General features: G+C 74.7%; 15 protein-coding genes. 8 read left to right on the top strand and 7 right to left on the bottom strand.

Going from position 1 to position 21,832, the window contains the following annotated elements; genetic code table 11:
* Nucleotides 1–35 precede the first annotated feature (35 nt).
* The 3 genes from WME85_RS27060 to WME85_RS27050 form a co-directional block, all read right to left on the bottom strand.
* The gene (locus tag WME85_RS27060; protein WP_437825250.1) at nt 36–3,797 is read right to left on the bottom strand and encodes a serine/threonine-protein kinase; all 3,762 of its coding nucleotides are present in this window, start codon (nt 3,795–3,797) and stop codon (nt 36–38) included.
* A gap of 570 nt (nt 3,798–4,367) precedes the next feature.
* Entirely contained in the window at nt 4,368–5,666 is a 1,299-nt protein-coding gene (locus WME85_RS27055; RefSeq protein WP_437825249.1) for a hypothetical protein, read from the bottom strand.
* Between the two features lie 249 nt (nt 5,667–5,915).
* Nucleotides 5,916–6,260 (bottom strand): DUF433 domain-containing protein, encoded by a 345-nt coding sequence (locus tag WME85_RS27050; RefSeq protein ID WP_437825248.1) that lies wholly within the window; start codon nt 6,258–6,260, stop codon nt 5,916–5,918.
* 257 nt (nt 6,261–6,517) lie between these two features.
* Between WME85_RS27050 and zwf the strand changes: the two genes are divergently transcribed.
* From zwf to WME85_RS27025, 5 genes are all read left to right on the top strand, one after another.
* Entirely contained in the window at nt 6,518–8,095 is a 1,578-nt protein-coding gene (gene zwf, locus WME85_RS27045) for a glucose-6-phosphate dehydrogenase (protein WP_437825247.1), read from the top strand.
* Entirely contained in the window at nt 8,092–9,174 is a 1,083-nt protein-coding gene (locus tag WME85_RS27040) for a glucose-6-phosphate dehydrogenase assembly protein OpcA (protein WP_437825246.1), read from the top strand. Before zwf ends, WME85_RS27040 begins: the two co-directional genes overlap by 4 nt.
* Nucleotides 9,175–9,194: 20 nt before the next feature.
* The gene (gene pgl, locus WME85_RS27035; RefSeq protein ID WP_437825245.1) at nt 9,195–9,914 is read left to right on the top strand and encodes a 6-phosphogluconolactonase; all 720 of its coding nucleotides are present in this window, start codon (nt 9,195–9,197) and stop codon (nt 9,912–9,914) included.
* Between the two features lie 222 nt (nt 9,915–10,136).
* Nucleotides 10,137–10,796: a cobalamin B12-binding domain-containing protein gene (locus tag WME85_RS27030; RefSeq protein ID WP_437825243.1), complete on the top strand. Its 660-nt coding sequence runs from the start codon at nt 10,137–10,139 to the stop codon at nt 10,794–10,796.
* The gene (locus WME85_RS27025; RefSeq protein WP_437825242.1) at nt 10,787–11,950 is read left to right on the top strand and encodes a sensor histidine kinase; all 1,164 of its coding nucleotides are present in this window, start codon (nt 10,787–10,789) and stop codon (nt 11,948–11,950) included. The genes WME85_RS27030 and WME85_RS27025 overlap by 10 nt, the downstream gene beginning before the upstream one ends.
* A 39-nt stretch (nt 11,951–11,989) precedes the next feature.
* Here the strand turns inward: WME85_RS27025 and WME85_RS27020 are convergent, their stop codons facing one another.
* Nucleotides 11,990–13,084 (bottom strand): glucokinase, encoded by a 1,095-nt coding sequence (locus WME85_RS27020; RefSeq protein ID WP_437825241.1) that lies wholly within the window; start codon nt 13,082–13,084, stop codon nt 11,990–11,992.
* A gap of 155 nt (nt 13,085–13,239) precedes the next feature.
* Here WME85_RS27020 and WME85_RS27015 point away from each other — a divergent pair, with 155 nt between their 5' ends.
* Genes WME85_RS27015 through WME85_RS27005 form a run of 3 tightly spaced genes read left to right on the top strand, consistent with a single transcriptional unit; the run spans nt 13,240 to nt 18,118 of the window.
* The gene (locus tag WME85_RS27015) at nt 13,240–15,351 is read left to right on the top strand and encodes a mechanosensitive ion channel family protein (RefSeq protein WP_437825240.1); all 2,112 of its coding nucleotides are present in this window, start codon (nt 13,240–13,242) and stop codon (nt 15,349–15,351) included.
* Nucleotides 15,348–16,658 carry a cation:proton antiporter gene (locus WME85_RS27010; protein WP_437825239.1) on the top strand — a complete coding sequence of 437 codons (1,311 nt, stop codon included), beginning with the start codon at nt 15,348–15,350 and terminating at the stop codon, nt 16,656–16,658. The genes WME85_RS27015 and WME85_RS27010 overlap by 4 nt, the downstream gene beginning before the upstream one ends.
* Entirely contained in the window at nt 16,655–18,118 is a 1,464-nt protein-coding gene (locus tag WME85_RS27005) for a cation:proton antiporter (protein ID WP_437825238.1), read from the top strand. Before WME85_RS27010 ends, WME85_RS27005 begins: the two co-directional genes overlap by 4 nt.
* A gap of 12 nt (nt 18,119–18,130) precedes the next feature.
* Here WME85_RS27005 and WME85_RS27000 read toward each other — a convergent pair whose 3' ends face one another.
* From WME85_RS27000 to WME85_RS26990, 3 genes are all read right to left on the bottom strand, one after another.
* The gene (locus WME85_RS27000; protein ID WP_437825237.1) at nt 18,131–18,775 is read right to left on the bottom strand and encodes a hypothetical protein; all 645 of its coding nucleotides are present in this window, start codon (nt 18,773–18,775) and stop codon (nt 18,131–18,133) included.
* 49 nt (nt 18,776–18,824) lie between these two features.
* The gene (mltG, locus tag WME85_RS26995) at nt 18,825–20,099 is read right to left on the bottom strand and encodes an endolytic transglycosylase MltG (RefSeq protein WP_437825236.1); all 1,275 of its coding nucleotides are present in this window, start codon (nt 20,097–20,099) and stop codon (nt 18,825–18,827) included.
* 118 nt (nt 20,100–20,217) lie between these two features.
* Nucleotides 20,218–21,789: a vWA domain-containing protein gene (locus WME85_RS26990; protein WP_437825235.1), complete on the bottom strand. Its 1,572-nt coding sequence runs from the start codon at nt 21,787–21,789 to the stop codon at nt 20,218–20,220.
* Nucleotides 21,790–21,832 lie beyond the last annotated feature (43 nt).

The raw sequence follows: 21,832 nt of genomic DNA, 5'->3' as shown, positions 1-21,832 counted from the left end.
CAGCCCGCGCGGGCCGCGCGGGCCGCCGACCGCCGTCACTTCGCGACCGGCGGGGCCTCCGGATCGAAGCGCGGGATGAAGCCCTCCACCGAGGCGAGCGTCTCCAGCAGCGTCACGTGGCGGAGGCGCGGGATCGCCACGATCGTCGGCGCGCCGATCTCCTCCTCCGGCACGGCGAGCGTCGCCGCCTCCGCGAGCCCCGCCACGGTCTTGGCCACGATCTGCGTCGTCCCGAGGCTGCTCGGCCCGTAGGAAGCCCGGAGCTCGCGGGGCAGCCCGGTCCAGTACTCCCGCGCCGAGCCCTGGAACCCCGCCTCGGCCGGGGGACGCGGCCAGAACGTCGGCTCCTCCAGCCCGAGCTCCTCCACGAGCACCGTGCGCTCGGCCCGCACGTCGCGCGCCTCGACCTCGTCGCCGAGCACGTCGAACGCCTCGGCGCACCGCTCCAGCGCCGTGACCAGCTGCGTCCGGTTGCCCGAGGCGCGGATGAACTCGAGCGTCTCCCGCGCGTACGCCCTGAGCTCCCCGGCGTCGCGGCCCTGCAGCGCCGACGTGTGCAGCCAGCCGACCCGGCCGAGGCCCACCGCGTAGGCGTCGCCCGTCCCGGCCGAGCCGATCTCGATCGCCCGCTCGTAGGCCGCGAGCGCCTCCGGGAGGGAGCCCTGCACGAAGAACACGTCGCCGAGGTACCCCTCGGCCCAGCCGCGCCCCATGCCGATGCCCAGCACGCCGCTGAGGTTGCACGCGTTCGAGATGAGCACGCGGGCCCGCGCCAGGTGGCCCACGTGGAACTGGTGCCGGCCCGCGTACATCGTGCCGACGTACAGGTAGAGCCCGCTCAGGCCGTGCTCCTCGGCGTACGAGAGCAGCTGCGCGGTCGACCGGACGCCGAGATCCCAGTCGAACCGGCCCTCGGCGAGCACCGCGTAGTAAAACCACGTGCCGAGCAGCCGCACCGGGTCGCGCAGGCGCTCGGCGAGGCGCGCGGCGTCCGCGGCGCTCTGCTCGGCCTCGGCGTAGTGGCCCGACTGGCTCAGCGCGACGCACAGGATGCCGCGCGAGTGGCACAGCTCGATGTACTCGCCCGCCGCCTCGGCCAGCTCGCAGCCGCGGCGGAGCGGCTCGGTCGCGGGGCCGACCTTGCCGGCCGCGCACAGCGCGCGCCCGAGGATGTTCGCGGGCAGGCACTGGTACGGGCGGAGCTCGGGGCTCGCGCCGATCGCCTGGAGCGCCTTGCGGCTGTGCGCCACCGCGTCCGCGAACTCGCCCCGCACGTAGTGTACGCGCGACAGCGCGCTGGAGAGCGCCGCCGTCACGAGCGGGGTCTCCGGCAGCGCGCCCTGCGTGCGGCGGAGCAGATCGAGCGGCTCCGCCGTGCTGCCGAGCAGGCACGCGACGCGCGCGAGCTCGTGGGCGCAGCGGGCCCGGAGCTCGATGCGCGCGGGGTCGAGCGGCAGCCGCTCGAGCAGCGCGAGCGCCTGCTTGAGCCGCCGGATCGCGCCGTGCGGGTCCTGGAGGCGATCGGCCTCGCTCGCCGCGAGCAGGTACGTCGAGGCGGCGCGGTCGAGCTCGCCGGCGCGCTCGACGTGGTGCGCGAGCGTCCCCGGATCGCCGCCGCGCAGCTCGATGCGCCGCGCGATGCGCCGGTGGACCTCGCCGCGATCCTCGGGCGGCACGCGGGCGGCGAGCTGCTCGCGCGCCGCGTCGTGGGAGAACGACGTGAGGCGCCCGTCCTCGCTCAGGCAGACGTGGTGCGCGGCCGCGTCGCGCAGGGCGCGGTCGACCTCCTCCGGGTCGAACAGGCCGAGCGCGACGAGGTCGTCGCGCTGGAACTGGCGGCCGATGAGCGCCGCGACCGCGAGGACCTGGACCGCCGTGGGATCGAGCGCCTCGATGCTGCGGGCGAGGACGTCCGAGACCGAGGCCGGCGCGCGGTAGTGCGCGTCGGCGCGCGAGAGCTCGAGCGCGCCGCCCCGGCCGCGCTGCAGGAAGCCCTCGGTCTCCATGTTGCGGACGACCTGGATGTTGAAGAGCGGGTTGCCGGCGCCGAGCAGCGGGACGCGGCGCACGAGCTCCTGCACGAGCTCGTCGCCCGCGCCGCGGCTCAGCGTGGAGAGGAGCGCCCGGTTCGCGTCGGGCGGGAGCGGGCCGAGGTCGAGGCGCTCGACGTCCTTCCACGCGAGCCACCCCGCCGAGCGGGGCGTCATCGGCGACGAGCCGGGCGAGCCAGGCGCCGCGCGCAGCCCGGACGAGCCCGGCGGGGGCAACGACGAGGTGCGCGCGCCCGGGAACGGCGGGCGGGCCGTGGCCAGCAGCAGGACCGGCATGTCGCCGAGCTGGTCCGAGAGCCGCAGGAGCACCTCCTGCGTCGCCTCGTCGGCCCAGTGCACGTCCTCGATGGCGAAGACGACGGGGATCTCCTCGGAGATCGCGCCGAGCAGGCGCAGGATCAGATCGGCGATCCAGCGCGTGCCGCCCGGGCCGATCGCGCCGCCCTCGTCGGCGAGCCCGACCGCGCGGATGAGCTCGGGGACGAGCCCCTGGAGCAGGCCGGTGTCCTCGGCGACCACGAGGCTCACCAGCCGGCGGATGCGCGCGGCGCGGTTGTCGCCGTGCCGCTCCAGCCAGAGCGCGACCTGCGTCAGCGCCTCGCGGAGCGCCGAGTAGGGGACGAGCCCCGAGAGCTCCCTGCACCGGCCGTACGCGACGATCGCCGTTCCCGCCTGCTCGACGTTCCGGAGCAGCTCGGCGACGAGGCGGCTCTTGCCGACGCCCGTGTCGCCGACCACCACGGCCGGCCGCGGCTGGCCCCACACGGCGGCCTGGAGGAGCTCCGTGAGCCGCCCGAGCTCCTGCTCGCGGCCGATGAACGGCGCGTCGTCGAGCGCCTCGGACGAGGAGCCGTCGCGCTCGGGCGCGGGCTCTTCCGCCGCGGGCTGCGAGGGCGAGGCGCCGTGGAGCGTGACGTAATAGAGCTCCTTGAGCCGCGCGCAGAGCCGCGCCGCGCTCGAGAAGCGCCGCGCGGGGTCGCGCTCCATGAGCTCGTCCACGAGCGCGATGACCGGCGCCGGCGTCTCCGGGGCCACCTGCGAGAGCGGCACGAGGTTGCCGTAGACCTTCTGGCTGATGACGCTGTCGACCGTGCCGTCCTTGAACGGGAGCCGGCCCGAGAGCAGCTCGTAGAGCACGACGCCGACCGCGTAGAGGTCCATCCGGGGGCTCGGCCGCGCGAACGCGCCCCGCTTCAGGCACTCGGGCGCCAGGTAGGCGATGGTGCCGGCGTTCACCCGGACGTGCTCGGGCTGGAAGCTCACCGTCAGCGTCGCCAGGCCGAAATCGAGGATCTTGAGCCGCGGCTCGTACGGATCGGTGAGGACGATGTTGCTCGGCTTGAGGTCGAGGTGCAGCACGTTGAGCGCGTGGCAATGGGCGAGCGCCTCGGCCACGCGGCGCGCGATGCGCAGGGCCTCGATCGTGTCGAGCGGGCCCATCCGTGCGAGGTACCTGTCGAGCGTCTCGCCGCGCACGAGCTCCATCGCCAGGTAGAGGCCGACGCCGTCGAGGACGCCATACGAGCAGAGCTTCACGAGCGACGGGTGGCGCAGCCGGAGCAGCGCCTCGATCTCGTTCTGCTGGGCGAAGAGCTGCCCGACGTTCTGGGCGCTCACGTCCTTGAAGATCTTGATGGCGGCTTCGTTCCCGGCCTCGTCGTGGCCGCGGAACACGGCGCCGAAGCCGCCCTCGCCGAGCGGCCCGTCGACCGTGTACTCGCCGATCCTGGCGCCTCGCTCGATCAAGGGACCGCCGACCATCGCTCCTGCCCTTCCGAGTTCCCCGTCATCGCCCGAAGAGGCACCATGATACCCCGGACGCGGCGCCGTGCCGGGCGCAATGGCCCCGCGATGCGCGACGCGGGACGCGGGACGCGCGCTGCCTGCCCGCGCGGCGCCGGCGCGCGCAGGGCGGGCGCGCAGGCGAGCGCCGCGGGCTCGGGCTGTCGGACACCCGGGCGGTATCTTTCGCCGTGCGCACCGCTGCGGCGCGGGCTCCGGCGCGCGCGGAGCCCTTCAAGGGCCCTCGTCGCATCTGGCCTGTCGGGACACGAAACGTGGCTGTCACATCGGGGGCGAGCCTGGCGCGAGTTCGACCCGTGCACCGTCACGCTGCGACGCCGCGAAGAAAACGTGAGCTCGCATCCAGAATCGCGCTTCACCCCGGGATGGGGGCGTCAGAGAGGCTTCACCCCGGGACGGGCCGGCGACGTCAGAGAGGCTTCACCCCCGGACCGCGGCGTCACAAAAGACAACGGCGGCAGCCCCCTCCGGGAGGGGACCGCCGCCGCGTCCGGGCTCAAGCCGCTGCGGGGATCAGGTCCCGCCGCTGGCCGAGCCGCTGGCCGAGCCGCTGACGCTCGCGCTCGCCTTGACGTTCACGTCGATCGAGGCGGTCGCGCTCGCCGACGCGTCGACGGCGGCCGCGACGCAGGCGACAGCCTTGCCGCCGGCCTTGAGCGCCGCGTCCTTGACCTCGGCGCCCGCCTTGCCGACGCCGGACACCGCCGCCGCCAGCTTCTTGCCGGTCCCGAGCTGGACCTTCGCGATCGCCGGGAGCGACGTCCGGAGCGCGGCGACGAGCTTCTGCGCGTCCGCGTTCACCTTGCCGTTCGCCACGATACGGACGTTCGGCGGGTCGCACTTCGCCTCGCCGGCGGTCTTCGCCGTGCACTGGATCTGGCAGCTCGGGTCGACGCTCGGGGGCTTGAACTCGCCCGAGCACTTCGGCTCCTTGATCTCGGCGCTGCAGCCGCCGGAGCAGGAGCCCGAGCACTTCGCGCCCGCCTTGAGCTCGCAGGAGCCCGAGCAGGAGCCGTCACAGGTGCCCGTGCACGACCCCTCGGCCTTCGCGTCGCACTTGCCCTCGCAGGAGCCCGCGCACGCCGCGCCCTTCGACTCCTTGCCGTCGCACTTGCCGTCGCACTTGCCGCCGCAGGTGCCCTTGAAGCCGGCGTCGCACTTGCCCGAGCAGCTCGCCTGGCAGGTGCCGGAGCACGCCGCGCCCGCCTCGACGCTGCACTTGCCCTTGCACTCGGCGTCGCACTTGCCGCTGATCTCGCCGCCCTCGCAGGAGGCCTCGAGCTTGCCGGGCTGCACCGGCGAGCCGCAGTCGCCGAGGCACTTCTGCATCGCGGTGATGTCGGCGTAGCACTTCGGGGGCTCGATCTGGACCGTGAGCTTCGCCTCGGCGTTCGCCTTGACGGCGGCGCTCACCTTGGCCGAGACCGCGTTGCAGACCTTCTCGGCGCCCTTGCCGCCGCCCGGCTCGGCCTTGAGGTCCGCGTCGCTCATGCCGAGCTCCTTGCCGAGCTTGCCGCACGAGGCGATGAGATCCGCCTCCATGTCCGCCGTGAGCTTGTCGAGCGAGGCCGCGGCTTCGAGGAAGCCCTTGATCTTGCCCTCGACATCGGCGCCGCCCTCGAACTTGAGGTTGGCGATCCCGCCGTTCTTCAGCTCCTCACAGCCGCTCGCGGCGGACGCCAGGTCACCGGCGGGGCCGGGCAGGCTGTCGGCGCCCGGGATCCCCTTGCCGCCACAGTTCACGAGGAGAGGCGAAGCCAGCCCGAGCAGGGCCACCGGCATCGCGAACAACTTCCATCGATTGACGCTCATATAAGAACCCTCCGGCACCTCGACGGGTACCCCATGGGGCGCGGACCTTACACCGGTCGCCGCGACCTTGAAAGCTGAGACAGCCGCGATCCCGCGCGGCTGTCGCTCGCGGATGCCGAGCAGCCCCGCACTCCGGGCCCCAGCGATAGAGCGCCCTATTGCCTTAAGTCACGATGGCTGTAAAGAAACAAGCTGAGCCCGTGGAGACCGGGATGCGGCGCGGCGCCGCGCGCGCTCAGGCCGTGTCGCTCAGTCTTCGTCTTCGTCGAACGGCAGGTTGAGCTGCGCGAGGGGGCGCGCGCCGACCGAGGGCCCGCCCTTCTTCTCGAAGAGCGCCTGCTCGCGCGCGATGTCGGCCTCGATGAGATCCTGGTTGTCGTAGGCGAACGCGAGCGCGTCGAGCACGCGCGCCGGCCCGAGGTTCGGGTAGCGCTTGAGGAGCGTCTCCACCGACGCGCCGCCGCGGTGCCACGCCCAGAGCCGCCGGACCGGGACGCGCGACCCGAGCACGTGCGGGCTGCCCGCGAGCACCTGGATGTCGCACCGCACGTGAGGGTGGGGGACACGGATTCGCGGGAGCACCGGCGCGGCCATCGCGCGGTGGAGCCTAGTACCGGTCGCGATCGGATGGAAGGGCGCCGCGAGCCGACGGGCTCGCGCGACGCGCACCGGTCGTGGGAAGGCGAGCGCGCTCGACGCGCGGGCTCGACGCGCGGGAAGGCGCGCGCGCTCGGGCCGCACGCCCGCGCACCCCCGTTGCTCCGCGTTGCGCCGGCGCGATCCGGGCTACCCTACGCCGCGGAGGCGCGCGAGCATCACGCCCGACGTTGTCACCGACCGGAGCCCATCCAATGACTCAAGCCGAGAAGAACCCGCTTCGCGAAGGAATGCCCGAGGAGCGCACCGCCTCGCCGGCAGCGCTCGTCATCTTTGGCGCCTCGGGCGACCTGACCCGGCGCAAGCTGCTGCCCGCGGTCTACAACCTCGCGCTCAGCCGACTCCTGACCGGCGGCTTCGCCGTGGTCGGCGTGGCGCGGCGCCCGAAGCCGGATTTCGCCCAGGAGATGCGCGAGGCCGTCGGGAAGTACTCGCGGCGCCCGCTCGAGGAGTCGTCCTGGAGCGAGCTCGAGAAGGGCATCAGCTATGTCCAGGGGTCGTTCGACGAGGCCGAGACGTACACGCGCCTCGGCGCGGAGCTCGAGCGGCTCGACGCCGAGCGCGGCACCCGCAAGAACCGGGTCTTCTACCTGGCGGTCGCGCCCGACCAGTTCGCGCCCATCGTGCGCGGCCTGCGCGAGGCGAACCTCATCAAGCCGCCGTCGCACGCGAAGGACGCGCCGTTCCAGCACGTGGTCGTCGAGAAGCCGTTCGGCGAGGACCTCGAGAGCGCCCGCGCCCTCAACCGGGACCTGCTCGCCCACCTGGCCGAGTCGCAGATCTACCGGATCGACCACTACCTCGGGAAGGAGACGGTCCAGAACCTCCTCGTCCTCCGCTTCGGCAACACCATCTTCGAGCCGCTCTGGTCGCGCCAGCACGTCGATCACGTGCAGATCACCGTGGCCGAGGACATCGGCGTCGAGGGCCGCGGCAAGTTCTACGAGAAGGTCGGCATCACCCGCGACATCGTGCAGAACCACGCGCTCCAGCTCCTCACGCTGGTCGCGATGGAGCCGCCGTCGTCGTGGGACGCCGACGCGGTGCGCGACGAGAAGGTGAAGGTGCTCCGGACCCTCCGGCCGATCGCGGGCCCGGACGTGCTGAAGTCGACGGTGCGCGGGCAGTACGCGCCCGGCATCGTGCGCGGCGAGAAGGTGCCCGGCTACACCGAGGAGCCGGACGTCGCGAAGGACTCGCACACCGAGACCTACGTCGCGATGCGCCTCCACGTGGACAGCTGGCGCTGGGGCGGGGTGCCGTTCTACCTGCGCGCCGGCAAGCGGCTGGCGAAGCGGGTGGCCGAGGTGGTGCTGCACTTCAAGCCGCTCCCCCACGGCCTGTTCAAGGGCGCCCCCGGCGCCACCGAGGAGCCGAACGCGCTCGTGATGCGCATCCAGCCCGACGAGGGGATCTCGCTCCGGTTCGCGGCGAAGATCCCGGGCAGCGGCATCGCCATCCGCGGCGTGACGATGGACTTCCGGTACGGCGCCGCGTTCGGCTCCAGCACGCCCGAGGCGTACGAGCGGCTCCTGCTCGACGCGCTGCGCGGCGAGGCGACGCTGTTCACGCGCGCCGACGAGGTCGAGGCGCAGTGGGGCTTCGTCGATCCGATCTTCGAGGGGTGGCGGACGCAGGACGCCCCGATCGCGCGCTATGCCGCGGGCAGCTGGGGTCCCTCGGAGGCGGATGACCTGATCGAGCCGTCGGCGGACGCGCGCAACGCGTGCGCCGAGGGCAAGGCCCCGGAGCGGGCGTGGAGGCGGCCGTGAGCAAGGGCGGCATCGCCGAGGTGATCAAGCGGGTCGAGTCGGAGCTCGCCGAGTTCTGGTCCTCGCCCGACGAGTCGCGCGCCGAGCCGGCGCCGAAGACGCGCGCGTCGACGATGAACTTCGTCGCGGTGGGGAGCCGCGCCGAGGTCGAGCGCCTGAGGGAGCAGGCCGAGGAGCTCGCGGAGACGCACGCGGGCCGGACGCTGCTCATCACGCTCGACGACCGGCTCGACCCGCTGAGCGTGCAGGGCGACTGGTCGGCCACGTGCCGCCGCGCCGGGGAGGTGCCGATCTGCTACGACCGCGTGGAGCTCACGTTCGGCGTGGCCGCGGCCGAGCGCGTGGCGTCGGTCGTGAGCGCGCTGACGATCTCCGACGTGGCCGTGATCGTCGAGCTCGCGCCGGGCGCGCCGAACGTGCTCGGCGACGCGCTCGCGCCGATCTGCGACCGGCTGGTGTTCGACTCGGCCGAGACGTGCATCGAGCGCATCGCCGAGGTCGCGCGCGGGACGAGGGCGCCGCTCGCGGACCGCGCGTTCGTGCGGACGTTCTCGTTCCGCGAGCTCGTGGCCCGGTTCTTCGACGACATGCCGGAGGCGTGCCGCGCGATCCGGCGGGTGGAGATCGCGCGCAGCGCGGGGTCGAAGCCGGATCCGGCGGCGCTGTTCCTCGGCTGGATGGGCTCGCGGCTCGGCTGGAAGTTCGAGTCGCGGGGGCCCGGGCAGGGCGGCGCCGCGGGCGTTGTGGGCCGCGCGCGGGGGGCGGACGGCGCGCCGATCGAGATCGCGCTGGTCGACGGGCCGCCGGCGCCGTCCGAAGGGCAGGCGTGGCGGCGGCTCGACGGCGTGCGCCTCTGGACGTCGCTCCGCGGCGAGCCGCTCACGCTCGGGTGCGTGCGGCTCGACAAGGCGCCGGCCACGGTGCGGTGGACGATGGAGGGGGCGCGGTCGGCCGAGCACCTCCACCCGCTCGGCTACCGGGACGAGACGTGGGTGCTGACCAAGACGATCGACTCGCTGGAGGGCGATCGGCTGCTGCGCGACGCGGTGCTCGCCGCGGCGGACTGGAGCGCCCTCTGAGGGCCGAGAGGAGGACCGAGATGAACGGTGGAGAGGAGACGTGCGTCGCGAAGGACGCGGCGGAGCTCGCGCGCCTCGGCGCGGAGCTCATGGCGCGCGCCATCGCGGCGGCGATCGAGGCGCGCGGCGTCGCGCGGATCGCGCTCTCGGGCGGGAGCACGCCGTCGGAGGCGTACCAGCGGCTCGCGGCGCTCGCGCTCCCGTGGGAGCAGACCGAGTGGTTCTGGGTGGACGAGCGCGCGGTCGCGCCCGACCACCCCCGCTCGAACTACGGCGCCGCGCGCCGGGATCTCGCGGTGGCCCGCGTCCCGGAGGGGCACTTCTTCCGCATGGAGGGGGAGTCGCCCGACCTCGCCGAGGCCGCGGCGCGCCACGAGCGGCTCCTGCGCGCCCGCTTCGGGGTCGCGTCGCCGGTGGCGTTCGACCTGATGACGCTGGGGATCGGCGACGACGGGCACACGGCGTCGCTCTTCCCCGGGACAGGGGCGGTGGGCATCGAGGACCGCCTGGTCGCCGCGATCCCGGCGCAGCCGGACAAGGGGCTGGAGGCGCGGCTCACGCTGACGGCCCCGGTGATCCGCGAGGCGCGGATGAAGCTGCTCCTCGCGCGCGGCTCGGGCAAGCGCGGGGTCCTGGAGCAGGCGAAGCGGACCGGTCCGGCCGACGAGGTGCCGGCGCGCGTCGTGCGCGGCGGCGCGGGACGGCTCGTCTGGCTGCTCGACAGCGCGGCGGCCGGATGAGCGGGGCGTGGCGAGCGCATCCTGGCGAGCGCCCGGGCTCGTGCGTCGCGCGTCGTCGACGTGTGCTGGCCGACAGCGCGGTGGAGATCCGCGCGGAGCACGGATTGACGCCGCCGCCCCTGGCCCGAAATGGCACGGCAGGCATTCATGCCTGCCGGCGAGAGAGAAGCTGAAACTCACCGCGATCTGTACTTCTCCGGACTCGATGTGCAGGTAGCACGCATGGGGTCGGACCAGACGCTGCCAGAGGCGGTCGAGGGGGAAGGCGCTGCGGCGCGTCTGTTCACGGCCGCGCTCCTGACGGGCAACTACGTCGCCGCGCGGAGCGTGCTCCACGCCGCGCTCGGGGACGGGCTCGGCCACATCTACGAGCGCATCGTCGTGCCCGCCCTCGAGGAGGTCGGGATCCTCTGGTACGAGAACCGGATCACGGTGGCGGACGAGCACCTCGCCTCCGCGGTCGCGCAGACCGCCGTCGCCTCCCTGTACCCGCTGATCCGGTGGCCGGCAGGAGGCCCGAGGGCGGTGGTCGGCTGCGCCGACCCCGAGCTCCACACGTTCGGCGCGCGCATGCTCGCCGATGTCCTCGCCCTCGACGGCTGGCAGACGACGTTCATGGGCGGGCGGATCTCGACGCTGGGCGGGCTCGCGGACCTCAGGCTGCGCGAGATGAGGCTCATCGCCGTGTCGATCACGCTCGAGGCGCACATGCCCTCGGCGCAGGCGCTGATCCATCGCGTGCGCGAGCAGGCGCCCGGGGCGAAGGTCCTCGCGGGCGGCCGCGCCGTCGCGGCGCTGCCCGACGCGGCGCAGCTGCTCGGGGCCGATGCGGTCGTGGCGTCGCTCTCGACGGCCGTGAGGCTCGCGCGGACATGGAGGTGACGGAGCCCGACGCCGCGGCGCTCTTCGGCGCCCTCCTCGCGAGCCAGGACGATCTCCTGCTCGTGATGCATCGCGGCGAGATCACCCACGCCAGCGCCGCGGCGAGCCGGTTGTTCGGAGGCGCCGCGGCGCCGGGCAGGCCCGTCGCGGCGCTGTTCCACGAGACGAGCCGCGAGAAGGTCTCGGCGGCCCTGGCTCACGCGGCGGCCGCCACCTGGGAGCTCCAGGTGTGCCGCGAGGACGGGCGCCAGGAGCCGGTGAAGTTCCTCGTGGTCCCCGCCGCCGGCGGGGCGCGCATCCTCCTCGGGCGGGCCTCCGCGCGCGACGAGGCGCGGCGGAGGGAGGACGCCGCGATCGCGCTGGCGAACGAGCTCGCGGACATCACCCGCGAGCTCGCGACGAAGGGGGCCGAGCTCGAGGCGGCGCGCGTCCGGCTCGAGGAGCTCGGGCGGCAGCGCGAGGAGTTCATGTCGATCGTGTCGCACGACCTCAAGTCCTCGCTCCAAGCCATCCGGCTCCAGGGGACGCTCATCGAGCACGTGGAGAGCCCCCTGTCCGCCGCGCACTGCGCGAAGGTCGCGGGGCTGCTCCTGCGCAACGTCGACAGGATGACGTCGCTCATCTCGGACATCCTGGACGCGGCGCTCGTCGACGCGGGGGAGCTGCAGATCGCGTCGCGGCGCTTCTCCCTCGACGAGGTGGTCGCCGAGGTGGTCGACACAGTGGCCCCCATCGCGGCCGAGGTGGGCGTGCAGATCCGCCGCGAGGCCGCGGGCGCCGGGTTCGTGAGCGGCGACGCGCGGCGGCTCTACCAGGTCCTCTTGAACCTCGTGGAGAACGCGATCAGGCACTCGCCGCGGGGGACCGAGGTGCTCATCGAGCTCGCCGCGCGCGACGGCTGCGCGCGCTGCGCCGTCGAGGACGCGGGGGCCGGCATCGCGCCCGATGAGCGCGCGGCGGTGTTCGACCGCTTCCGGCGGCAAGGCGCGCACGCGGGCCGCGCCGGGCTCGGGCTTTACATCGCGCAGCGGATCGTCGCGCTGCACGGGGGCTCGATCTGGGTCGAGGCCGGCGCGCGCGGCGGCGCGCGGTTCGTCTTCGAGATCCCTTCGCCCGACGGCGCGGGCGTGGCCGGGGACGCGGGCGCTCGTTGAGCGGGCCCCGCTCCGGCGCGGGGCCCGCCTCGCCTGCGCTCAGGACCTCCGGGAGGTCGAGCGGGCCGAGGGCTCCGCCGCGGCGGCGAGCTCCCTCGCGAAGGCGAGCGCGCCCCGCACGCCGACCAGGGGATCGGTGACGACCGCGACGGGCACGTCCTGGAGGAGCGGCGCGAGGCGCCCCTTCTTCAGGAACGACTTCATGAACAGCTCGCGCCGGGCGGTGACGAGGTGCCGGGCGATGTTGCCGAGGACGAAGACGCCGCCGAGCGCGAGCTCGCGCAGGGCGAGGTTGCCGGCCTCGGCGCCGTAGATCTCGACGAAGAGGTCGACCGCGCGCGCGGCGGGCCGGAACTCGCGGGCGAGCCCGAGCTCGGCGATCGCCGCGTTGCGGTCCCCCTCGGCGAGGCGGCGCTCGATCGCGCGCGGCACGCGGGCGGCGCGGCCGGCGAAGAAGTCGAAGACGGCGCCGAGCCCGTCGCCCGAGAGGACGCGCTCGTAGCTCACGTGATCCGGGTGGCGCTCGGCGAGGAACTGCCACAGCTCTGCCTCGATGGCCGAGCGCGGGGCGAAGTCGGCGTGGCCCCCCTCGGTCGGGAGCGTGAGGTGGCGGGCGCCGTCCCAGATGAGCCGGGCCTCGCCGAGCCCGGTGCCGGCGGCGATGACGGCCAGGTTGCTCCCCTTCGGCCGCGGCCTGCGCTCGGTGAGCGGCGTGATCGACCCGCGCGCGATGTGCAGGCAGCCCCGGGCGCCGACCACGAGGTCGTTCGCGAGCCGGATGTGCGCGATCTTGAGGCGGCGCGACAGCTCGCGCTCGGCGAGGCGCCAGGGCAGGTTCGTGACCGTGGCGACGTGGTCCTGGATGGGGCCGGCGACGCCGAGCACGGCGACGGCGGGGTGGGGAGCGTCGCTGCGCACGAGGAAGGGTAGGGCGATCTCCTCGAAGCTCGCGTGCTCGCGGCTGCGGAAGACGGCCTCTGAGAGCGGCCGGTCGCCGGAAGCGTCGTAGAGCGCGAGCCGGGTGTTCGTGCCTCCGATGTCGCCGACGAGCAGCGACGGCGCCGCGGATTTCTTGGTCCTTGCCACGCGGCCGCCCTGCCAGCGCCCCGCCTCGGCGGCAAGGCGATCCGTCATCGGGCGAGCGCGGCAGACATGAACGTTCCGAGGAGCCCTCGCGCCGCGCCTCGATCGCGCCGAGGCGCGCCGTCGCGCCGCGCGGGCGCTCGCTGGCCGTCGAACTGGCTCCCCATCGCTTGACCGCCGCCCTGCGTCCGGTCGACAGTGCCGGCGTGCAGCGGCTATTCCCCGCGCTTGTAGTAGCGCTCGCTGGCGTCACGTCGCCCGCCGGGCCCGCGTTCGCCGAGCCGGCGCCGGGCGCGCCCGCGGGACCGCCGCCGCGCGCCTCCGCGCAGCCGCTCGCTGCGCAGCCCCCCGCGCGCGGCGCTCCTGCGCGGCCGCCCGCCGCGCAGGGCGTCCCGCGCTCCGCGCAGGCCGCGCCGCTGTCGTCCACGGCCGCGCCGGCCGCGTCGTCCACGCAGGCAGCGCCCGCGAAGCCGTCCGCGCAAGCCGCGCCCGCGCCGCTGTCGTCCACGGCCGCGCCGGCCGCGCCGCTGTCGTCCACGGCCGCGCCGGCCGCGCCGCTGTCGTCCACGGCCGCGCCGGCCGCGCCGCTGTCGTCCACGGCCGTGCCTGAGCAGCCTGCGCCCGCGCCGCCGTCCGCGCACGCCGCGGAGCCGCCCGTGCAGCCCGCGCCCGCGGCACCTCCGCCCGTGGAGCCGCCGCTCGTGCAGGTCGCGCCGTCGCCCACGCCGGTCGCGTCGGCGCCGGCGCGGGTCGTCCTTGCGCCCGCGCAGGCCGAGCCTGCGCCCGCGCCGCCGGCCCCGGCCGCTGACCAGGCCGAGCCGCGCGCTCCCGACCCTCAGCCGTCGCCTCCGCTGGCCGAGCAGCCCGAGGCGCGCGTCGAGCTGCTCGGCCGCACGGTCTTCGCCGTCCGCGTGCACCGGGGCAACCTCTCCCCGCCGGAGCGCGCGCGCGAGGCCGCGAAGGTGCTGGAGCGCGCCGCCCAGGAGAAGAAGATCCCCGAGGTCCGCATCGACGAGCAGGCGGGCGTGGCGGTCGTCTACGTCGGCGAGAGCCCGCTCATCCACCTCGGGCCCGAGGACGCCGCCGCGGCCGGCGCCACGACGGTCACGGTGCACGCCGCCGCGATCGCCGCCACGGTCCGCGACGTCCTCGCCAAGGAGCAGAGCCGGAGCCGCATCGCGACGAGCGTCTTCTCGTTCTCGCTGCTCGTCTTCTCGGGGCTCATCGCGCTGCTCCTGCTCCGCAAGGTCGGCGAGCTCGTCGCGCGCGCGCGCGGCTGGGTCGCCGAGCACCCGGAGCGGCTCCCGGCCCTCCGCGTCCGCGGCATCGAGATGCTCCGGCCCGCCGCTTCCCAGGGCGCGCTCTCGGTCGCGCTCGGCGCCGCCGGCGTCCTCGTCCGGGTGGGCATCGCCTACATCTGGATCCTCTTTGCGCTCTCCCTGTTCGCCTCCACGCGCGACTACAGCGAGAAGCTCACCGGCTTCGTGCTCGCGCCGGTGTCGGAGCTCATGGGGCGCATCGCGCGGAGCGTCCCGGTGCTCCTGCTCGCGATCGTCGCGACGCTCGCGGTCATCGTCCTCATCCGCTTCGTGGGGCTGTTCTTCGGGAGCGTCAGCCGGGGCGAGACGTCGCTCGGGTGGCTCCCCTCCGACCTCGCGGTCGTCACCGGGGTCCTCGTCCGCTTCGGCATCCTCGTGGCCGCGCTGCTCCTCGCGGCGCCGCTCGTCACCGGCACCGACGAGGGGGCGCTCACGCGGGTCGGCTTCGTGGTGCTCACGGCGGCCGGGCTCGCCAGCACGCCGCTCGTCGCCTCGGCGGCCGTCGGCCTCTCGGTCATCTACGGCCGGCGCCTGCGCATCGGCGACATCGCCGACGTGGGCGGCCGGTCCGGGCGCGTCCGCGAGCTGACGCTGATCGAGGCGCGCCTCGAGGACGAGGACGGGTGCGTCGTGCGCGTGCCGCACCTGCTCAGCCTGTTCCACCCGACGCGCATCCGCGGCCGGCCTCCGCTCGTTGCGGTCGAGATCAGCGTCGACCCCGCCGCCGACCTCGAGCGGGTGCGGGAGCTCCTGCTCAGGACGGGCTCGGGCCTCGGCAGCCGCGCGCGCGCCGCGCTCGTCGCGATCGACGAGGGGGGCGCGCACTTCCGCGCCACGATGGCCTGCGACGGCGACGACGTGCGCAGCCGCTGGCTCACCGCCGTGGCGCAGGCGCTCGTCGCCGCCGGCATCCCGCTCGGGCGCGCGCCGGCGTCGCCGCCGATCGAGCGCGCGCGGCGCGGCGCGGCGGCGCCTGTGGACCGGGGCGCCGCCTCGTGAACGCCGTCTGGCTCCTGATGGGGCTGCTCGTCCTGTCGTACCTCGGCAGCTCGCTCGTCAGCGGCCGCGTGCTCCGGGGCATCGGCCTCCCCTCCGGCGCCGAGTACGTGGTGCTCGGCTTCGTGCTCGGGCCCTCGGCGCTCGGGCTGCTCGAGCCCTCCTCGCTCGCCGCGTTCGAGCCCATCGCGGGGGTCGCGCTCGGCTGGCTCGCGCTGGTCGTCGGCCTCGACTTCGGCTTCGTCGGCAACCGCCGCGTCCGCCCGTCCCGCATGGCGCTCGGCGTGCTGATGAGCCTCGCGACCGGCTGCGCCGTGGCGGCCGCGGTCTGGCTCGCGGCGGAGCGCGCCGTGCCGTCGCTCGACCGGGGCGAGCGGGCGCTGCTCGCGGCGGGCGTGGGCGCCGTGTCCGCCGAGACGACGCGGCACGCCGTGCTCTGGGTCACGCAGCGCTACAGCGCGAGCGGCAAGCTCTCGGACCTCGTCGCCGACATCGCCGACTGCGACGACCTCGGCCCGCTGCTCATGATGGGCGCCGCCTTCGCGCTCGCCCCGCAGGCGACGGCCCACTGGCCGATCCCGTTCTGGGGCTGGACGATCGTGACGACGCTCATCGGCGTGGTGCTCGGGCTCATCGCGGTCGTGCTCCTCGGCAGCGATTTCCGCCTGATCCAGAGCTGGGGCGTGCTCCTCGGCACCTCGCTGCTGACGATGGGCACGAGCGCCCGGGTCGGCCTGTCGCCGCTCCTCGCGACGTTCGCGATGGGCGTGACCATCGCCGCCGTGTCGAGGCACCGCGAGGAGATCGTCGCCATGGTCGCGCCGACCGAGCGGCCGGTGATCCTGCCGGCGCTGCTGCTCGCCGGCGCGAACGTGAGCCCGAAGGCGGCGCCGTTCCTGCCGTGGATCGTGGCGATCGCGCTCGTGGCGCGCGTGGCCGGCAAGCTCGCGACCGGCCTCGTCTTCCGCGTCGCGTCGCCCGACGCGCGCGAGACCTCGCCCTGGCTCGGCCTGGGGCTGCTCTCGTCCGGCGCGATGGCCATGAGCGTCGGCCTCGCCTTCGCACTGCGCTTCCCGGGCCCGGTCGGGCACACCGTCCTCTTCACCGCGGCCGCGGCGGCGGTGTTCGGCGAGTTCGTCGGGCCGCAGGCGCTGCGCGCCACGCTCCGCAAGGCCGGCGAGCTCGCCGCGCCCGAGCGCGAGTCGCTCTTCTTCGGCCGCGCGCTGGCCCGCGCCTCGCGCGACGCCACGCCGATCGAGGGCGACAGCCCGCCCTCGCCCGCGGCAGAGCGGGGGGAGGTGCCGCCGTGAGCACCGCAGCGCTCCCCGAAGCCGGGCCCGCCGCGCCGGCTGCGCCCGTCGCGCCCGCCGCGCCCGTCGCGCCCGCCGCGCCGGACGGCGCGCCCGCTGTCCGCCACCACGGGTCCGCGCCCAAGGGGCCGCTGAACCACCTCACGCACGCGGTCGCGCTGGTGATCCTGTTCGGGGTGCTCTACGCGACGACGCGCTCGGTCCCGAACGATCACGGGCCCGCGGGCACCATCGCCTCGATCGGCTTCCTCCTGCTCGCGGGGACGCTCGCGAGCGAGCTGGTCGAGCCGCTCCGCCTGCCGCACCTCTCGGGCTACATCCTCGCGGGCATCATCGCCGGGCCGCACGTGCTCAAGCTCGTCGATCACCACGCCGTCGAGGAGATCTCGCGGGTCAACGCGCTGGCGCTGGCGCTCATCGCGCTCGCCGGCGGCGCCGAGCTCCGTATCGACATCGTCAAGAAGAGCCTGAGGAGCCTCCTCTTGCACAACCTCGTCCAGACGGTGCTCGTCTTCGTGGTGATGACGGGCGTCTTCTACTCGGCGCGCTCGCTCGTCCCGTTCGCGGCCGACCTCTCGACCACCGCGGCGTTCGGCGTGGCCATCCTCTGGGGCGTCATCGCGGTCACCCGCAGCCCCTCGGCCGTGCTGGGCATCCTCTCCCAGACGCGCGCGACCGGGCCCGTCGCGCTGAACACGCTCGCGTTCGTGATGACGTCGGACATCATCGTCATCGTCGTGACGGCGATCGCGCTCTCCACGGTGCGGCCGCTCATCGAGCCGGGCACGACGATGTCGATGCACGAGATCGAGCTCCTCGGCCGCGAGATCCTCGGGAGCATCTCGATCGGCACGACGCTCGGCCTCGCGCTCGCGGCCTACATGCGGCTCATCGGCCGGCAGCTCATCCTGGTGTTCGTGGCGCTCGGCTTCGGCGCCACCGAGGTGCTCCGCTATCTCCGCTTCGACGCGTTGCTCGTCTTCGTGGTCGCCGGGTTCGTCGTGACGAACCTCTCGAAGCAGGGCGAGAAGCTGGTGCACGCCGTCGAGGACGCGGCGAGCGTGGTGTTCGTGCTCTTCTTCGCGACCGCCGGCGCGCACCTTGACCTGCCGCTGCTCCGGATGATGTGGCCGGTCGCGCTGCTGTTCGGCGCGTCGCGGGCGCTCGTGACCTGGGTCGCGAGCCGCATCGGCAATCGCCTCGCCGACGACCCGCCGGTGCTGCGGAAGTATGCCTGGTGCGGCCTCGTCTCGCAGGCGGGCCTCACCCTCGGCATCAGCCTGACCATCGAGCGCGCGTTCCCGGCCCTCGGCGCCGGCTTCCGCGCGCTCGTGGTCGGCTGCGTCGCGCTGAACGAGGTGTTCGGCCCGATCCTCTTCAAGTACGCGCTCGACCGCTCCGGCGAGACGGCGGTCGAGGCCTCGCGCGGCTCGCTGCCGAACATCGGCCACCACGGGTGAGCTGCGGCCTGCTCACGGCGTGAACCGCAGCGAGTAGCTCACCACGGTGGGGCCTCGCCGCGGCTTCAGGAAGTCGATCTGCTCGAAGACGCCGACCACGCACTTCCTGAACGCCTCGCCCTTGAGCGCGGTCCGGGGCTTGCGCACCTCCGCCTTGCCGCCGTCCTTCTCGATCCGCAGGTCGATCCCGAAGTCGCCGCCCTTCGTCGGGTCCTCTGCGAGCGCGAAGCAGCGGCGGAACTCGTCGAAGTGGGGCGCGACCGATCGCTTGATCGGCTCCTTCGTGTAGTCGTCGTGCGGGCCGCCGCCGATGTGCATCCCGATGTTCGCGACCTTCACCTTGGGCAGCGGTCCGGCGTCGGCCGGGGCCGCGCTGGGCGCCGTCGGCTCGGTCGCGGCGCTGGCCGTGGGAGCGGCGCTCGCGGCGGGCGCGGCGGAAGCCGCGGGGGAGGGACTGGCGGCGCTCGCGGAAGCGGCGGCCGTGGGCGCGTCGGGCGCTGGCGGCGCGGCGCTCGCGGGCGCGCTCGGGAACGCCTCCGCCTGCGGCGCGGCGCTGCGCTCCGTCGGGGGGGTGGCACGGGACGAGCAACCTGCCGCCGCGGCGGCGAAGGCGAGGGGAGCAGAGAGCGCGACGAGGAACGAAGCGGGACGGAGCATGGTGGCGCGCGAATCTACTGCGCCTCACGCCGCTCAAGGAAGCGTTCGCCTACGGCGCCGTCGCCTCCCGCCGCTTCCGCACCGCATCGTTGTGATCGTCCAGGCTCTCGCTGAACCGGTGGCGGCCCCCGCCTGCCGCCACGAAATAGAGGTACTTCGTCGCCGCGGGCGCGAGCACGGCCGCGATCGACGGCGCCCCCGGGTTCGCGATCGGCCCCGGCGGCAGCCCGGGGTGCGCGTAGGTGCTGTAGCGGTTGCTCGGATCCCGCACCACGGCGGGCGTCGGCTTGCCGTCCCAGTCGGCGCACGACGGCGCCTCCTCGGGCCAGGCGACGCAGCCGTAGAGCGCCGTCGGGTCGGACTGCAGCCGCCGCGAGCGGAACGTCGGATCGAGCAGCCGGTTCAGGAAGACGCTCGCGATGAGCGGCCGCTCCTCCTCGACCACCGCTTCCTTCTCCACGATGGAGGCGAGCGTGAGCACCTCGCGGCGCCCCCACCCGAGCGTCGCCTGGAGCGCGGCGAGCCCGTCCTTGCCCTGCGCCGCGAGGGTGCTCCAGCGCCGGTCGGCCTCGGCGACGAGGCGCTTCGCGACGTCGCGCGCGTCCGAGTCCAGCGGGAAATCATACGTCGCCGGGAAGAGGTACCCCTCGGCGCTCTCCGCGCCCACCGCGCCGCCGCGCTCGATGCCGAGCGCGTCGAGGAGCGCGCCGTCGGCGGTCGCGGCCAGGAACGTCTTCCTGCCGGCGATGCGCAGCTTCTCCAGCCGGGTCGCGATGTCGAAGCGGCTGAAGCCCTCGGGGATCGTGATGCGCGCGGTCGGCCGCCCCTCCGCGCGCGTGAGCAGCTGCCGGAGCTCCCGCGGCGTCGCCCCCTCGAAGAGCAGGTGCGGGCCCGGCACGAACGCCTCGGTGCCGCCCGTCGCGCGCAGGTAGAGCGCCATGGCGCGCTCGCTCTCCACGAGCCCCTCGGCCGCGAGCAGCGCCGCCGCGTCGTCCGTGTCGAGCCCGTCCGGCCAGTTGATCTCGACGACGCGCCCGCGGTCCGGGGTCCTCATGCGCCCGTAGCCGACCACCAGCGCGACGAGCGCCGCGGCCGCGGCCGCGAGCGCGCCCGCGAGCACGAGGACGATCGCCCGCCCGCGCTTCAGCCGGGCCGGCGCGGGGCGCCGCGACGTCGGCGCGCGCTGCCCGGAGCCGCCGCGCGCGCGCCGCGCCGGGGGGGTCTTCCGGGTCGACGACGGGGGCTCGCGCGGGGGCGATCCCTGCGCGCCGTCGCCACCCGTCCGGCGGTTTCCCGGCCGGCTCGCCCTCGGTCGAACGCCCACCGCCGGGAGTCAAAACCCCAAAGCCCTGCCCGTGTCAACGCCCCGCGCGCGCCGCGGCCAGCGCCGTGCGCGCCGCGGTCCCTGCCGTGCCCGCGGTGCGCGCCGCGGCCCGCGCGCGTCAGCGGGCCAACTCGAAGGCGTCCACCTCGTTGCGTCGGACCGCGGCCTTGCCCTCGCGGGACTGGGCCGGGGCCGGCCTCGCCGCCGGCGCCGCCGGCGCCTGCGCGAAGTTGCCCGGCTTCGCGGGGGCGGCGGACGTCGGCGGCGTGGCGAACGCCGGCGGCGCGGCGAACTCCGAGTCGGCCCGCTCCAGCGCGGCGAGCTGGCTCTCGAAGTCGAACGCCACGTCCTTCGCGCGGCTCGCCGGGGCGGCGCGCTTCGCCTTGTCGGCGGCGCTCCGCAGCGACCGCTGCTGCGCGTCGAGCTTGCTGCGCGCCTCGTCGAGGCGCCCCTGCTCGAACAGGAAGTTCGCCTGCTTCAGCGTCGCCGCCGTCTCGCTGCGCTGCACGCGGCCCGCGACGAGCGCGTCGAGCTCGCTCGCGTCGGCGTCCCTCTCCGCGAGCGCGACGCCGAGCTTGCCCTGGCAGCGGGCGTCGGTCCCCGCGACGAGGTCGCGGTACGCGAGGCCGACGTCGGCGATCGGGGAGGCGCCGTCGCGGCCGCCGCCGAGGGCGTCGAGCCGCACCTTGAGCAGCACCGTCTTCACCTCCCCCGGCGCGAAGGCGCCGAGCGGCACGACGACCTGCCCGCCGGCCCGCCGGAACGCGCGATCGAAGACCCGATCGAGCTCCACGCCCGGCGCGAGGTCGATCGCGAGCTCCGCGCCGCTCGCCACGGACGCGGTGAGCTGCGCCGCCTCCGCCTCGAAGATGCGCGCGAGCGCGGCGTCGTTCTCGACGAAGTAGTGCCGGCCGTTCGAGTCGAGCGCGATCGCCGACAGGATCTTCTCGTTGTAGTCGACGTCGACCCCGATGGTCGTGATGCTCACCCCGCGATCGCGCGCCCGCTGCGCCATCGCGCGGAAGCCCGGGACGTCGCGGACCCCGTGGTTGGCGTCGCCGTCGCTGAGGACGACCATCCGGCTCACCCCGCCGTTCCCCTGGCCGAGCTGCACGAGGCCCTCCTCGATGCCGCAGGAGATGCACGTGTCGCCGCCGAGCGAGATGCGGCGGATGCCCTCGAGGATGAGGCCGCGCGTGTGGGGCGCGACGGTCGTGGGCGGCACGACCACGCTCGTCCTCGTGTCGAAGGTGACGACCGACACGACGTCGCCGTCGTTGAGGCGGCTCACCGCGGTCGTCGCCGCCTGGACGGCGTTGGCGAGGCGGGTGCCCTTCATCGAGCCGGAGCGATCGATGACCAGCGAGAGGTTCGCCTGCGCCTGGGCCCTCGCGGGCGTCCCGTCGCCGCGGACCTCGAACATCAGGAACGTCTCGCGCGCCGCGCGCGTGAGTCGCGCGTGACCGACGCGCCCCTCCAGCATCAGCCTGGAGCCGGTGGTGAAGCGGCTCGGGTCGACCGCCGCCACGGCGCCGCCCGTCACCTCGGGGACGACGCGGGGCGGCTCGGCGACCACCTCGCTGACCGGCTCCGTGGAGCCCCCGCTCCCGGACGGCGTCAGCGAGTACACGGAGATGCTCGTGAGCATCATGCCGAGGGCGGAGAACAGGGCGACATGGGTCGGCTTCATGGCTCCTCCAGAGAACGGCCTGGGCCCCTCCATCTTACGCGCC

The sequence above is a fragment of the Sorangium sp. So ce1153 genome, from assembly GCF_051521595.1.
Lineage (GTDB): Bacteria > Myxococcota_A > Polyangia > Polyangiales > Polyangiaceae > Sorangium.
The sequence above is the reverse complement of the archived record's forward strand: the minus strand, read 5'-3'. Positions and strand labels throughout refer to the sequence as shown.

Excerpts from the sequence above, each read along its gene's own strand:
- WME85_RS27055 (WP_437825249.1), bottom strand. The coding sequence starts at position 5,666 with ATGAGCGTCAATCGATGGAAGTTGTTCGCGATGCCGGTGGCCCTGCTC.
- WME85_RS27050 (WP_437825248.1), bottom strand. The coding sequence starts at position 6,260 with ATGGCCGCGCCGGTGCTCCCGCGAATCCGTGTCCCCCACCCTCACGTG.
- zwf (WP_437825247.1), top strand. The coding sequence starts at position 6,518 with ATGACTCAAGCCGAGAAGAACCCGCTTCGCGAAGGAATGCCCGAGGAG.
- pgl (WP_437825245.1), top strand. The coding sequence starts at position 9,195 with ATGAACGGTGGAGAGGAGACGTGCGTCGCGAAGGACGCGGCGGAGCTC.
- WME85_RS27030 (WP_437825243.1), top strand. The coding sequence starts at position 10,137 with ATGGGGTCGGACCAGACGCTGCCAGAGGCGGTCGAGGGGGAAGGCGCT.
- WME85_RS27025 (WP_437825242.1), top strand. The coding sequence starts at position 10,787 with ATGGAGGTGACGGAGCCCGACGCCGCGGCGCTCTTCGGCGCCCTCCTC.
- WME85_RS27020 (WP_437825241.1), bottom strand. The coding sequence starts at position 13,084 with ATGACGGATCGCCTTGCCGCCGAGGCGGGGCGCTGGCAGGGCGGCCGC.
- WME85_RS27000 (WP_437825237.1), bottom strand. The coding sequence starts at position 18,775 with ATGCTCCGTCCCGCTTCGTTCCTCGTCGCGCTCTCTGCTCCCCTCGCC.
- WME85_RS26990 (WP_437825235.1), bottom strand. The coding sequence starts at position 21,789 with ATGAAGCCGACCCATGTCGCCCTGTTCTCCGCCCTCGGCATGATGCTC.